Here is a 13819-nt window from a genome sequence, read left to right as displayed (position 1 = left end):
CTGGAGAGTTAACGGCTTCCCGGGTGATGCCGGGGGCATGCGGATCTCCCCTGCCCGTCCTTCCTGCCGCCGGCCCCTGCCGTTCACCGATTCTTCGGAACTGTCGGCGACGATCCTGCGCATGATCGCGTTCAATTCCCTGGCCGCCTTCTCGCAGAGCCTCGCCCGTGGCGAACCCGCCGCGAGCGTCCCGGCGGTCTCGCCCGGCCGTGGCACCGGTGTGGAACAGGCCACCCCGGTGCAGCGGCGGATGGCGGAGTCGCGCGGCGTGGAGGCGGGCAGCGGTGCGGCTTCGCCCCAGGGCGGGACGCCGCCGCGTGGCAGCCTGCTCGACCTGCGGGTCTGACGCCGGGTTCCACCACCAGCGCGGGCAGGACCGGTGGTGCCCCTGGCCGGACCTTCCCCAAGGGCCAACACAGCTTCCGGCGTGAGGCCCGGCCTGCCTTGCCGAGGCCGGGGCCGGGCCACATGATTGCGCCATGACCGGCCGTTTCGAACGCATCCGACACGAGGGCGATGAGCACGACCGCCTGACCTGCGCCGATTGCGGCTTCATCGCCTACGAGAACCCGAAGATCGTGGTCGGGGCGGTGGTGGCGCTGGACAGGGATTCGGTGCTGCTCTGCCGCCGGGCCATCGAGCCCCGGCGCGGCTTCTGGACCATCCCGGCCGGCTACATGGAACTGGGCGAGACGGCGGCCGAAGGGGCGGCGCGCGAGGCCTGGGAGGAAGCGCAGGCCCGGATCGCCCTGGAGGGCATCCTGGCGGTCTATTCGATCGCCCGGATCGGCCAGGTGCAGATTCTCTTCCGGGCCCGCCTGGCCGAGCCGGGCTTCGCGGCGGGACCCGAGAGCCTGGAGGTCCGCCGCTTCGGCTGGGAGGAGATCCCCTGGAACGAGCTTGCCTTCCCCTCGGTGCGCTGGGCGCTGCGGAGCTGGCACGCGACGCGGCTGGGACCCCTGCCCATGGCCGTCCAGAATCCGCCGGAGGACCCGCGCGGCACAGCCGGCCTGCCGGGAGACGCCGCATGAGAGGCGTGGCGCGCGGCATCCTGCCGCTTCTCCTTCTCGCCATGCCGGTGCTCGCCTGGGCCCAGGCGCCCGAGGGAGGGGCCGCGCCGCCGCCGCCTCCGGCGGCAGCCAGCGGGGTCGCGCCCGAAAGGCCTTCCGCCACCCAGCCCCCCGCCGCACCGCGCCGGAAGCCGCCGCCGCGCCGCGCCCCGAGGCGCCGGGCACCGCCGCCCGCGCAGGAGGCACTGCCGCCGGCTCCTCCGCCCGCCACGACCCGGCCCTACGACATCGCGCCGATGCCGAATCGCGACATGGAGGCACCGCGCCCGCGCGACCAGGGCGCCGACAACCGCCCGTCCTTCGGACCCGATCTCTTCGAGCCGCAGCGCGTGCCTGGCAGCAATCCCAGCATCGACGAGGACGACCTGGCCCGGCGCAGGGACCAGTTCCGGGACATCGTGCCCGGCGCCCGGCTGCGGGTGCCCTTCAGCTACTGAAAGGGCTGGGGGCGGCTCAGGCCAGTCCGACCAGCGAGCGGGCGAAGTCGCGCGGATCGAAGGGGCGGAGGTCGGCGGCCTTCTCGCCCACGCCGACCGCGTGGACGGGCAGGCCGAATTCCTGGGCCAGGGCCACCACGACGCCGCCCTTGGCCGAGCCGTCGAGCTTGGTGACCACGAGGCCGGTGATGTCCACCATCTCCTGGAACACCTTGCACTGCTGGATGGCGTTCTGGCCGGTGGTGGCGTCCAGCACCAGGATGGTGGCGTGCGGCACGGCGGGGTCCTTCCGCTTCAGGACGCGCACCACCTTGCGCAGCTCCTCCATCAGCCCGGCCTTGTTGTGCAGCCGCCCGGCGGTGTCGATCAGCAGGACGTCCATGCCCTCGGCCACGGCACGGTCCAGGGCCTCGTGCGCCAGGCCGGCGGCATCGGCGCCGGGCTTGGCCGGGGCCACCACGGGGGCGCCGGTGCGGTCGCCCCAGACCTGAAGCTGCTCCACCGCCGCGGCGCGGAAGGTGTCGCCCGCCGCCAGCATCACCCGCCGGCCCTCGCCGCGCCACTGCTCGGAGAGCTTGGCGATGGTGGTGGTCTTGCCGGTGCCGTTCACGCCGACCATCAGCACCACAAAGGGCCTCGTGCCCGCCGCCGGGACCAGCGGCGTGGCGACCGGGGCGAGGATTGCGGTGATCTCCTCGGCCAGGGCGGATTTCACCTCCTCGTCGGAAACCTCCTTGCCGAACCGGGTGCGGCGGAAGCCCTCGACGATGCGGCGGGAGGCAGCGACGCCCAGATCCGCCGTGATCAGCGTGTCCTCCAGGTCCTCCAGCGCCGCCTCGTCCAGCGGGCGCTTGGTGAAGAGGCCGGTGAGGTTCTCCGTCAGCCGCTGGGTGGAACGCTGCAACCCGGCCTTGAGCCGCCCGAAGAAGCCGGCGGGCGGCTCGCGGACCGGCGAGGGGGTAGTGGGCTCCTCTGCCGGGGGGAGGTCGGGGATGTCGGCGGGAGGCGGTTCCTCCACATCCGGCTCCTCGTCCGGCGGGACGGGGATGGGCGGCGGCGGTTCCCGGACCGGCGGCGGCACCGGCACCGGGTCGCTGGCCCGCGCCACGGCGGGCGGTGGGACGGGTGGCAACAGGAAGCCGGGAACCGGCGGCGAAACCGGCGTGGCAGGACGGGCGGCCGCGCCAGGCGGTGCGAAGGCGGATGGCGGGGCGGCCGCCGCCGGAGCAGACGGCGCGGCAGGCGCGGGCGCGGGCGCGGGCGCCGGCACGGCGGCGGGTGCCGCGGGCGGCACATAGGCCATGGGCGGGGCGGGAGGCGGCGCGGCAACGGCCGGGGGCGGCGGTGGCGCATAGGCCACCGGAACGGAGGCCGGCCCGGCCCCGGGGGCTAGGCCAGAAGAGGTTGGGCCAGAGGGGGTTGGGCCAGAGGGGGTTGGGCCAGAGAGGGTGCCGGGTGCCGCCGCTCCTGGCGCGAAGGCCGTGGGCAAGCCGTGGTCCGGATGAGGGCCCAGGGGTGGCGGGGTCTGCGCCAGCCTGGCCTGCGCCTCCTCCTCGGCCGCGGCGGCCGGGTCCAGTGCCTCCAGCGGCACGCCGCCCTCCGGCGCCACGGCGGGGAGGGGGTTGGACCAGACATCGATCCCCACCGCATCCGGGGGCGGCGGAGGCTCGAAGGGTTCCGGCAACCCGTCATGCGAGGGGGTCTGGGGCGGGCCCTCGGGCGGGGCTTCCGTGGCCGGCGCGCGGCCGGTCAGCCGGTTCCAGAGATCCTTCAGCGCCATGCGATTCTGCCTCCCCTGCCGCCCCGGCCCTTGGGCCTGGAAAGGGGCGGTGTCTCGATGATGGCCCCGGACAAACGGGCCCGGAGGACGGGACCGGCTGCCCGGGCCGTTGGAACGACGGGAAGCGACCCGGTCGCTTCCGCCGGGACCGTTCCCGGCGGGGCCGCCTCAGATCTCGATCTCGCCGCGATAGGCGGTCTCGGCCGGTCCGGTCATCAGCACATGCCCATCCTCCCGCCAGGCGATCCGCAGGTCGCCGCCCGGCAGCGACACCGTGGCCTCCCGCCCCGTGAGCCCACGCCGCGCCGCGTTCACCAGCGTGGCACAGGCTCCGGAACCACAGGCCAGGGTCAGCCCTGCGCCACGCTCCCAGACCACAAGGCGGAGGCGATCCGGAGCCAGGACCTGAGCGAAGCCGATATTGGCCCGCTCCGGGAACCAGGGATCGTGCTCCAGCGCCGGGCCCAGGGCCGCCGGGTCGATCGCCGCCAGATCCTTGACGAAGAAGGTGGCGTGCGGGTTTCCCATGGAACAGGCCGCGGGCCCGGAAACCGGGCCGAGGGAGAGCGGCAGGCGCAGCGTGTCGGCCTCCCGCGCCAGGGGCACGTCCCGCCAGCCGAGGCGCGGCGGGCCCATGTCCACCTGGATCAGCCCGTCCGGCAGCGCCTTCGCCGGCAGGGCGCCGGAGATGGTGCGGATGGTGACGTGTTCCTGCCCGCTCTCGGCCATCAGCAGGCTGGCGACGCAGCGCGTGGCGTTGCCGCAGGCCCCGGCCTCGGAACCGTCCGGGTTGGCGATGCGCATGAAGACGTCGCTTCCCTCCGGCGCAGGCTCCAGCACCACGAGCTGGTCGAAGCCCACGCCCCGGCGGCGGTCGCCGATGGCGACGATGCGCGCGGGCGTCAGGGGCAGGGGCTGCTCACGGCCATCGAGCACGACGAAGTCGTTGCCGAGTCCGTGCATCTTGCGGAAGGGAATAAGCACGGCAGCGATATAGGCTTGCGCGCCGCGCGGCGGAACCCTGGGGCATCGCGCTTCCGGCCCATGGGCGGAGCCGGACCGGGAAGGCAGCGCCGCCCCGGGAATAGGCCGAGCGGCGATGCCCGCGGAATGTTCCCCGGATCAGCCTTCCGACACCTCGTAGCCTTCGGCACGAATCGCCTCGGCGAGGCGGGCGCGGCCAGCCTCGGTTTCGGCGCGGACGCGGCCGGTCGACAGGTCCACCTCGACCTTGGCGGCGGGGTCCACGCTCTTCACCGCCTCGGTCACGGACTGGACGCAATGGTTGCAGTCCATGCCCTTCACGGTCAGTTCGATCATTTTGCCAGTTCCTCCAGGATGGGGCAGTCGGGGCGGGAATCACCCCGACAGCAGGAAACGAGTTGCCGCAGGCTGCCGGCGATGGCCTGCAGCGAGGCGGCCTTGGCCTCCAGCGCCAGGATATGCTCCTGGGCAATGGTGCGGACATCGGCGCTGGCGCGGCTGCCGTCGCTCCAGAGCTCCAGCAGGCGTTTCACCTCGACCAGCGGGAAGGCCAGTTCCCGCGCGTGGCGGGCGAAGCGCAGGGCGGCGACATCGCGCTCGTTGTAGCTGCGGTAGCCATTGGCGAGGCGGCGCGGGCGGATCAGCCCGGCCTCCTCGTAGCGGCGGATCGCCTTGGCGCTGAGGCCGCTGACGGCGGCCGCCTCACCGATGTTCATGCGCGGTCTCCCCTTCCGGCTTCCAGCGCGTCAGGCGCAGCGCATTGCCGAGCACGGTCAGCGAGGACAGCGCCATGGCGCCACCCGCCAGGGCGGGCGACAGGCCGCCCAGCGCCGCGGCAGGGATGGCCAGGGTATTGAACGCGAAGGCCCAGCCGAGGTTCTGCGCGATGGTGCGCCAGGTGGCATGCAGCACGGAAAGGGCGGCGGGCACGAGGCGCGGATCGGGGCGCAGCAGGGCCAGGTGCGCGGCGGCGAAGGCGGCATCGGTGCCACCGCCCATGGCGATTCCGAGATCGGCGGCGGCGAGCGCCGGGGCGTCGTTCACCCCATCCCCCACCATGGCGACGCGGCGCCCCTCGGCATGCCAGGCGGCGAGGCGGGTGGCCTTGTCCTCCGGCAGCAGCCGGGCCGCGACCTCGTCGATGCCGAAGCGGCGCGCGGCCTCGCGGGCGGCTGCCTCGTTGTCGCCGCTCAGCATGGCGGTGCGCAGGCCCAGGGCGTGGAGGCGCGCCACCGCCTCGGCGGCACCGGCGCGGGGGGCATCCTCGAAGCCCAGCAGGGCCAGCACGCGCTCGCCCTCCGGCCCGGATTCGATCAGCCAGGACTGCGAATAGCCGTGCGCCGCCTGTTCCGCCGAGGCGGCGGCCAGGGGCTCCGGCGCGCCAGCCTGGGGCAGCAGCCGGTCGCTGCCCAGGCGCAGGCGGCGGCCCTCGGCCACGCCCTCCACCCCGCGTCCGGGCAGGGCGCGGAAGGATTCCGCCGGCCGCGGCGTGCCCCCGGCCTCGTCCAGCACGGCGCGGGCGAGGGGATGCTCGCTGCCCGCCTGCAGCCGCGCGGCGAGGCGCAGCGCCTCCTCCCGCGCCACGCCTTCCGCCGGAACCAGCGCGGCAAGGCGCGGCCGGCCCTCGGTCAGCGTGCCGGTCTTGTCGAAGGCGACCACGGAAAGGCCCCGGGCGCGCTCGATCGCCTCGGCATCGCGCAGCAGGATGCCGGCGCGGGCGGCGGCGCCAGTGCCGGCCACCACGGCGGCGGGGGTGGCAAGGCCCAGGGCGCAGGGGCAGGCCACCACCAGCACCGCCACCGCATGCAGCAGTGCCACCTGCGCCGCCGCCCCGGCCAGCAGCCAGCCCAGGAAGGTGACGGCGGCGATGCCCAGGACCACCGGCACGAAGACGGCGCTCACCCGGTCGGCCAGGCGCTGGATCGGGGCGCGGCTGCTGCCCGCCTCCTCCACCAGCGCGGCGATGCGGGCGAGGCGCGTGTCCTTGCCCGTGGCGGTGACGCGGGCCACCAGCCGTCCGTCCAGCACCACCGTCCCGGCGGCCAGGGCGTCGCCCGGGCTCTTGGCCACGGCGCGGGACTCGCCGGTCAGGGCGGATTCGTCCACCCCGGCCTCGCCTTCCTCCAGCAGCGCATCGGCGGGGATGCGGGCGCCGGGGCGGATGGCGATGCGGTCGCCCTGGCGCAGCCGGGCGGTGGGCACCTCCTCCTCCCGCCCCTGGCCGTCGAGGCGCAGGGCGGTGTCGGGGCGCAGCTTCAGCAGCGTTTCCACCGCCCCGGCGGCGGCGTTGCGGGCGCGTTCCTCCAGGAAGCGGCCAAGCGAGACGAAGGCCAGGACCAGGGCCGAGGCCTCGAAATAGAGATGGTGCCCGTCATTCAGCATCAGCACGGTGGAAAGCGCCCAGGCCGCCGTGGTGCCGATGGCGACCAGCAGCTCCATGTTGCCGGTGAGGTCCCGCACCGCGCCCCAGGCCTTGCGGTAGATCCCGGCGCCGATGCCGAACTGCATCAGCGTGGCCAGGACGAACTGCGCCAGGGGGGGCGGCATCCAGTCGCGGCCCAGCCCCATGCCGATCATGCCGATAAGGAAGGGCAGGGCGAGCAGCCCGGCCAGGGTGGGGCGCAGCCAGCCCATCCGGTGGCGCGGAGGCGTGGCGCCGGCGGCTTCCGGCTCCGGATGCAGCACGGCATAGCCGGCTTTCTCCACGGCCCGGTCCAGCGCTTCCTCCAGCGCGGCGGGGTCGGCGCCGGACTGGAGACGCACCCGCGTATGGCCAGTGGCGAAGTTCGCCTGGGCCGATTCCACGCCCGGAACCTTCGTGAGCGCGCGTTCCACCCGCCGCACGCAGGAGGCGCAACTCATCCCCTCCACCAGGAGGTCGAGGCCGGGTCCGGTGCCCTGGGACGTGCTGGCCGTGTGGGCGGAAAGGTTGTCTGGCATGGCCAAGAGGTGGGGCTTCCCTCTCCGGGAAGGTCAAGCCTCTTCCCGGGATGCGATGCATACTTGCCTTGCGCAGGCGTCATTGCGGCAGGAATTGCCTAAGAAATGTTCAATGCGCCGGCAGGGTTTCGCTTCCGGGACCCCTGTCCGCCAGGACAGCGTGTGCCCTGGAATCATCGTCGCTGGTTCCCGCTGCCGCCGGATCGCGCCGGAAGCGATGCTCTCCGGCAAGCCGCGGATGCCGCGAGTGCGGACAAGGTGTCCTTCACTTCTTCCGGGCGACCTCCTGATCCACCTGCTCCCTGGGATCACGCCACCGGCTGACCTTGCCACCTCACCCACTCAAGGCGGGGCCTGGGGACATACGATGTCCCCGGCGGTGGGAGTTCCGGGGGCAGGCGGAGCCTCCCCCGGGGGTGGCGGCAGGCGCAACGCCCAGGGTTCTCCGGAGAATGATGACGGTGGCACGGGCCTTGCGTTCCTCGCGGCGGGGACATGGATCGGTCTGGGGGCTCATGCGCGGGGCGAGTGTCGAGCTGGTGAAGGTGACCAAGCGCTACCCCAACGGGGCGGTGGCGGTGGACGGGATCGACCTGCGCATCCCGGCGGGGAGCTATTGCTGCCTGCTCGGCCCCTCGGGCTGCGGCAAGACCAGCACGCTGCGGATGATCGCCGGGCATGAGGACATCAGCGACGGCGACATCCTGATCGGCCCGCGCAACGTCGGCGGCCTGGCCCCGGCGGCGCGGGGCACGGCGATGATGTTCCAGAGCTACGCGCTTTTCCCGCACCTGAACTGCCTGGACAACGTCGCCTTCGGCCCGCGCATGCGCGGCATCGGCAAGGCGGAGCGGCGGGCGAAGGCCGAGGCCATGCTGCGCCTCGTGCACATGGAGAAATACGCCACCCGCCTGCCGGCGCAGCTCTCGGGCGGGCAGCAGCAGCGCGTGGCCCTTGCCCGGGCGCTGGTGACGGAGCCCTCGGTGCTGCTGCTGGACGAGCCGCTCTCGGCGCTCGACCCCTTCCTGCGCATCCAGGTGCGGGCGGAGCTGAAGCGGCTGCAGAACGAGCTCGGCATCACCTTCATCCATGTCACCCACAGCCAGGAGGAGGCGATGGCGCTCTCCGACCTCGCCGTGGTGATGAATGCCGGGCGGATCGAGCAGGCGGACGACCCGCGCACGGTCTTCTCGCGCCCCGCGACACCCTTCGTGGCGCGCTTCATCGGCGGCCACAACGTCATCGACCTGCCGGGCGCGGGCGGGCCCTTCGCGGTGCGCACCGACCGGATGCAGGTGGCGCGTGGCTGGCCATCCGAGAACGGCAGGGACGGGCTGCCGGCCCGGGTCGCCATGGTCGAGTACCAGGGCAGCTTCGTGCAGCTCCGCCTCGCCGGGGAGGGCGCCTATCGCGACACCCTGCCGGAGATGACCGCCATCCTGTCCGACGATGCCTTCGAGGCCGCGCCGCTGAGCCAGGGCGAGGCGGTGACGGTCGGCTGGAGCGGCACGGACGCGCACCGGTTGAGCGTGCCCGCCCACGGCCAGGCGCTTCCGGCCTGAGCGGCGCACGCTGAAGGCGGCGCGATTTCTCCGCCATCCCGGCCAAGCGGTCCGGGTGGCCCCGATGCAGACACGGTGGCGGGCAGCCCCCACCCTGGAGGAGCAAGGCTCATGAGTGAAAGCAAGAAGAACGGGGCGAACCCCCACGGCGCCCTGGGGACGCTGGGCCGGCGCACGCTGTTCGGCGCCGCGAGCGGCCTGGCCGCGGCCGGCGCCTTCCGCCTGGCCGCCCCGGCAGTGCATGCGCAGGAGCCGGTGACGCTGCGCTACCTGGGCACGGCGGTGAACCAGAGCGCCGAGATCGCCGCCAAGGTGAAGCAGGACCTGGGCATCACCATCGAGTACATCCCGGTGGTGACGGATGACGTGATCCGCCGCGCGGTGACGCAGCCCAACACCTTCGACCTGCTGGACATGGAGTACTTCTCCGCCAAGCGCGTCGCGCCCTCGGGCAACCTGCAGGGCATCGAGGCGAAGCGGATCAAGGAGTTCGACAACATCACCCCGGTCTTCACCAAGGGTGAGATCGACGGCAAGAAGATCGGCGAGCAGGGCACCGCGCCGAAGAAGGTGCAGTTCATGAAGGGCCGCAACTCCAAGGAGTTCGCCGACGGCCCGACCGAGTGGATGAGCCTGATCCCCACCACCTACAACGCCGACACGCTGGGCATCCGCCCCGACCTGATCAAGCGTCCGGTCGAGAGCTGGAAGGAGCTGCTGAACCCGGAGTTCAAGGGCAAGGCCTCGATCCTGAACATCCCCTCCATCGGCATCATGGACGCGGCGATGGTGGTGGAGGCGATGGGCGCCCACACCTATGCCGACAAGGGCAACATGACCAAGGCCGAGATCGACAAGACCCTCGGCATCCTCACCGAGGCCAAGAAGGCGGGGCAGTTCCGGGCCTTCTGGAGCGACTTCAACGAGAGCGTCAACCTGATGGCCTCGGGGGAGACGGTGATCCAGTCGATGTGGTCGCCGGCCGTGACCAAGGTGCGCTCGCAAGGCATCCCCTGCGTCTTCCAGCCGCTGCGCGAGGGCTACCGCGCCTGGGCCTCGGGCTTCGGCATCCCGCGCACGCTGGAAGGGCGCAAGCTGGATGCGGCCTATGACTTCATCAACTGGTTCCTGTCGGGCTGGGCCGGCGCCTTCCTGAACCGCCAGGGCTACTACTCGGCGGTGCTCAGCACGGCCAAGGCCAACATGGAGCCCTATGAGTGGGCCTACTGGATGGAGGGCAAGCCGGCGGCCCAGGACATCAAGGCGCCGGACGGCTCGCTGCTGGAGAAGGCGGGCACGGTGCGCGACGGCGGCTCCTACGAGCAGCGCATGGGCCGGGTCGCCTGCTGGAACGCGGTGATGGACGAGAACACCTACCTCATCCGCAAGTGGAACGAGTTCATCGCCGCCTGACCGGGCGGCGTGGGCTGGAGCGGGGCGGCCTGCCGGGCCGCTCCGTCCGACAAGAAATCATTGGGGATGGGGTCCGGTTCTCACGGCATCGGCGCGCGGCGATCGGGCCGCGCGGCTGCGGGAGATCTGCCATGGATGACGTGAGCCAGATGAAGCATGCTTCCGGCATCGGCCGGCGCCCGGTGCTGCGGGGCCTGCTGGGGGGTGCCGCGGCGCTTGGCGCCCCCCTGGGCGCCCCGGCGGTGCATGCGCAGGAGCCGGTGACGCTGCGCTACCTGGGCCTGGGGGTGAACCAGAGCCAGGCCATCGCGCAGCGCTGCAAGGAGGAGACCGGGATCACCCTCGAATACACCACGGGGGTGCATGAGGACATCGTACGCCGGGTGGTGACGCAGCCCAGCACCTTCGACCTGGTGGACACCGACTTCTCCGCGGTGCGGCAGCTGATGCCCTCCGGCAACATGGCCGGCATCGAGGTCAAGCGGGTGAAGATGGCCGAGAGGATCGCGCCGCTCTTCACCCGGGGCGAGGTGGCCGGGCGCAGGATCGGCGACCAGGGCAGCGCGCCGAAGAAGACCGCCTTCCTGACCGGGGTGCGCAGCAAGGGTTTCGCCACGGGGCCGACCGAATGGATGTCGCTGATCCCCATCAACTGCAACGGCGATACGCTGGGCATCCGCCCCGACCTGATCGGCCGCTCCATCGGAAGCTGGGCCGAGCTGCTGAATCCGGAGTTCAAGGGCAAGGCTGCGCTGGTGAACAGCCCCTCGGTCGGCATCATGGATGCGGCGATGGTGGCGGAGGCCATCGGCAAGGTGACCTATGCCGACAAGGGCAACATGACGAAGGCCGAAATCGACGCCACGCTCGGCCTGATGACGGAGGCGAAGAGGGCGGGGCAGTTCCGGGCGTTCTGGAGCGATTTCAACGAGAGCGTGAACCTGATGGGCTCCGGAGAGACGGTGATCCAGTCGATGTGGTCGCCGGCCGTGACCAAGGTGCGCTCGCAGGGCATCCCCTGCGTCTTCCAGCCGCTGAAGGAGGGCTATCGCGGCTGGGGGCTGGGCCTCGGCATCCCGCGCACGCTGGAAGGGCGCAAGCTGGACGCGGCCTATGACTTCATCAACTGGTTCCTGTCCGGCTGGGTCGGGGCCACGTTGCTGCGCCAGGGCTACTATCCTTCCGTGCCCGAGACGGCGCGCCAGCAGATGGAGCCCTACGAATGGGCCTACTGGATGGAGGGCAAGCCGGCCGAGCGGGACGTCAGGTCGCCGGCCGGCGTGGTGGTGGAGAAGGCGGGCACGGTGCGCGACGGCGGCTCCTACGAGCAGCGCATGGGCCGGGTCGCCTGCTGGAACTCCGTGATGGACGAGAACGCGTATCTGATCAGGAAATGGAATGAGTTCATCGTGGCCTGAGCCGTCAGCGGCTCGCGGGGTGGCGTGATGGATGCCATGGCTCCCGAGGCGGGTCTGTCCGGGGCGAAACCGCCCCGGAACGCGCGCCGACGCAACATTGCCTATTGGCAGGCGGCGCCCTTCGCGCTGCTCTTCCTGCTGTTCTTCGTCGTGCCGCTGGTGCTGACCGTGCTGGTATCCTTCTGGACCTATGACGAGTACCAGATCACGCCGGACCTGACGCTGCAGAACTACCGCGACGTCTTCGATGGTTGCCTCGCGCGGCTGCCGGACCTCTGCGTCACCTTCGCGACCTATCTCTCGACGCTGAAGTTCTGCCTGCTGGCCTGGGGCACGACGCTGCTGCTGGGCTTCGGCATCGCCTATTTCCTGTCCTTCCACATCCGCACGACCACGGTGCAGATGGGGCTGTTCCTGCTCTGCACCGTGCCGTTCTGGACCTCCAACGTCATCCGCATGATCGCCTGGGTACCGCTGCTGGGCCGCAACGGGCTGGTGAACCAGGGGCTGATGGCGCTGGGCATCGTCGATACGCCGCTGGACTGGCTGCTTTATTCCGAGTTCTCGGTGCTGCTGGCCTTCGTCCATCTCTACACGCTGTTCATGATGGTGCCGATCTTCAACTCCATGGCGCGCATCGACCGCTCGCTGATCGAGGCGGCGCGCGATGGCGGGGCGAGCGGCTGGCAGACCCTGGTCCATGTCATCCTGCCGCTGTGCAAGCCGGGCATCGTGATCGGCTCGATCTTCGTGCTGACCATCGTGATGGGCGACTTCGTGACGGTCGGCATCATGGGCGGGCAGCAGATCGCCTCGGTGGGCAAGGTGATCCAGGTGCAGATGAGCTACCTGCAATTCCCCATCGCCGCGGCCAATGCGGTGGTGCTGCTGGCGGTGGTGCTGATGATGATCTGGGGGTTGACCAAGCTGGTGGATGTGAGGCGCGAACTGTGAGCGGGCCCGCCGTCAGGGAGAAGCGGCCGGCGGCCTTCTGGTGGCTGGCCGCGCTTTTCGCCCTCTTCGTCCTGTTCCTTTACGGGCCGATCCTGACCATCGTGATCCTGAGCTTCCAGGGGCCGCAGGGCGGGCTGACCTTCCCGATGAACGGGTTCTCCACCTACTGGTTCTCCCGCCTCTGGCAGGGGGTAGGGGTGGTGGATATCTGGGCGGCCTTCGGACGGTCCTTCCGCCTGGGGCTGGTGGTGATGCTGCTCACCGTCGGGCTGGCGCTGCCGGCGGGGCTGGCCTTCCGCAAGCGCTTCAAGGGCCAGGACGCCCTGTTCTATGTGGCAGTGGCCAGCCTGATCATGCCCTCCATCGTGGTCAGCCTGGGGATCGGGCTGGAGTTCCGGCTGATCGACGACCTGGTGAAGGCCCTTGCGGAGCGCTGGGACATCGCCTGGCTGCGGAACTACGAGACCGCGGCGGGCCTCTATACCTCCGCCCTGGGGGCGCACCTGACCTGGACGCTGCCCTTCGGGCTGCTGATCCTCTTCGCCGTCTTCAACCGCTTCAACCCGGCTTATGAGGAGGCGGCGCGCGACCTGGGCGCCTCGCCGCGGCAGGTGCTGCGGCATGTGGTGATCCCGATCATCGCGCCCTCCCTGGTGGGCGTGGCGCTGTTCGGCTTCACCCTGTCCTGGGACGAGGTGGCCCGGACCAGCCAGGCGATCGGTGGACAGAACACCCTGCCCCTGGAGCTCCAGGGGCTGACCACCACCGTGACCACGCCGGAAATCTATGCCCTGGGCACGCTGACCACTGGCATGTCCCTGCTGGTAATCGTGCTGGCCCTGGGGACGGTGCTCCTCCTCCAGCGACGGCGCAGCCGGCGGGCCAGGAGGGGCTGAGGAGGGGCCACCGGGAGGGTGCAAGAAATCTGAAAAGATTCTGCGCCGAGGGGCTTTGACAGCTTTCTTTATGGCCCGTATAAGCCCGTTCACCGGCGGCGAGGTGCTGTGAAGTGCTTCTGACGCGGGTTTCCTGCCGACAGGTTGGATGTTCACTGGAGGGGATGCTTCCTGGCGAGGGGGTATCTCTGAGGGTGGATGTTCTGTCTCTGAGGTGTGGAATTGTTCCTTGAAGGTGTGAATAGGGGTTTTACTGTAGGAAGCCTGGATGTTTTGCTTGAGTGATTTGGCACGAGGTTGCTGGATGACTTGAGTGGGACCGTGGCTGATCTGGCGGTGGACTGGCGGGCCTTGAGAGGCTGGGG

General features: G+C 71.1%; 13 protein-coding genes. 8 read left to right on the top strand and 5 right to left on the bottom strand.

Annotation, left to right across the window (positions count from 1 at the left end):
* The first annotated feature begins 121 nt into the window (after positions 1 to 121).
* From BT98_RS0110990 to BT98_RS0110980, 3 genes are all read left to right on the top strand, one after another.
* On the top strand, positions 122 to 346 hold the full coding sequence (locus BT98_RS0110990; protein ID WP_147292454.1) for a hypothetical protein: 225 nt from the start codon (positions 122 to 124) through the stop codon (positions 344 to 346).
* Positions 347 to 479: 133 nt separating this feature from the next.
* The gene (locus BT98_RS0110985; RefSeq protein WP_019461127.1) at positions 480 to 1031 is read left to right on the top strand and encodes an NUDIX hydrolase; all 552 of its coding nucleotides are present in this window, start codon (positions 480 to 482) and stop codon (positions 1029 to 1031) included.
* Positions 1028 to 1507, top strand: coding sequence for a hypothetical protein (locus BT98_RS0110980; RefSeq protein WP_026033187.1), 480 nt, complete (start codon positions 1028 to 1030; stop codon positions 1505 to 1507). Before BT98_RS0110985 ends, BT98_RS0110980 begins: the two co-directional genes overlap by 4 nt.
* 16 nt (positions 1508 to 1523) lie before the next feature.
* Here BT98_RS0110980 and ftsY read toward each other — a convergent pair whose 3' ends face one another.
* The 5 genes from ftsY to BT98_RS0110950 all read right to left on the bottom strand — a co-directional run bounded on the left by ftsY (position 1524) and on the right by BT98_RS0110950 (position 7211).
* Entirely contained in the window at positions 1524 to 2411 is an 888-nt protein-coding gene (gene ftsY, locus BT98_RS28650; RefSeq protein ID WP_051004832.1) for a signal recognition particle-docking protein FtsY, read from the bottom strand.
* Between the two features lie 1044 nt (positions 2412 to 3455).
* Positions 3456 to 4271 carry a diaminopimelate epimerase gene (dapF, locus tag BT98_RS0110965; RefSeq protein ID WP_019461124.1) on the bottom strand — a complete coding sequence of 272 codons (816 nt, stop codon included), beginning with the start codon at positions 4269 to 4271 and terminating at the stop codon, positions 3456 to 3458.
* Between the two features lie 138 nt (positions 4272 to 4409).
* On the bottom strand, positions 4410 to 4607 hold the full coding sequence (locus tag BT98_RS0110960; protein ID WP_019461123.1) for a heavy-metal-associated domain-containing protein: 198 nt from the start codon (positions 4605 to 4607) through the stop codon (positions 4410 to 4412).
* Positions 4604 to 4987, bottom strand: a complete 384-nt coding sequence (locus BT98_RS0110955; protein ID WP_019461122.1) for a MerR family transcriptional regulator — start codon at positions 4985 to 4987, stop codon at positions 4604 to 4606. Before BT98_RS0110955 ends, BT98_RS0110960 begins: the two co-directional genes overlap by 4 nt.
* On the bottom strand, positions 4974 to 7211 hold the full coding sequence (locus tag BT98_RS0110950; RefSeq protein ID WP_037250554.1) for a heavy metal translocating P-type ATPase: 2238 nt from the start codon (positions 7209 to 7211) through the stop codon (positions 4974 to 4976). Before BT98_RS0110950 ends, BT98_RS0110955 begins: the two co-directional genes overlap by 14 nt.
* 515 nt (positions 7212 to 7726) lie before the next feature.
* On the opposite strand from BT98_RS0110950, the gene BT98_RS0110945 reads away from it, so the two are divergent.
* The 5 genes from BT98_RS0110945 (at position 7727) to BT98_RS0110925 (ending at position 13454) form a co-directional block, all read left to right on the top strand.
* A complete protein-coding gene (locus BT98_RS0110945) occupies positions 7727 to 8773 on the top strand; it encodes an ABC transporter ATP-binding protein (protein ID WP_019461120.1) in 1047 nt (348 codons plus the stop codon).
* A 111-nt stretch (positions 8774 to 8884) separates the two neighbouring features.
* Positions 8885 to 10186 carry an ABC transporter substrate-binding protein gene (locus tag BT98_RS0110940; RefSeq protein ID WP_019461119.1) on the top strand — a complete coding sequence of 434 codons (1302 nt, stop codon included), beginning with the start codon at positions 8885 to 8887 and terminating at the stop codon, positions 10184 to 10186.
* Between the two features lie 131 nt (positions 10187 to 10317).
* The gene (locus BT98_RS0110935) at positions 10318 to 11604 is read left to right on the top strand and encodes an ABC transporter substrate-binding protein (protein WP_019461118.1); all 1287 of its coding nucleotides are present in this window, start codon (positions 10318 to 10320) and stop codon (positions 11602 to 11604) included.
* Positions 11605 to 11640: 36 nt separating this feature from the next.
* On the top strand, positions 11641 to 12558 hold the full coding sequence (locus tag BT98_RS0110930) for an ABC transporter permease (protein WP_037250551.1): 918 nt from the start codon (positions 11641 to 11643) through the stop codon (positions 12556 to 12558).
* Positions 12555 to 13454, top strand: a complete 900-nt coding sequence (locus BT98_RS0110925; RefSeq protein ID WP_019461116.1) for an ABC transporter permease — start codon at positions 12555 to 12557, stop codon at positions 13452 to 13454. The genes BT98_RS0110930 and BT98_RS0110925 overlap by 4 nt, the downstream gene beginning before the upstream one ends.
* Positions 13455 to 13819: the final 365 nt, after the last annotated feature.

Origin of the sequence: Roseomonas mucosa ATCC BAA-692 (genome assembly GCF_000622225.1) — a bacterium.
Taxonomy (GTDB): domain Bacteria; phylum Pseudomonadota; class Alphaproteobacteria; order Acetobacterales; family Acetobacteraceae; genus Roseomonas; species Roseomonas mucosa.
This window is presented reverse-complemented; position numbering and strand designations above follow the sequence as displayed.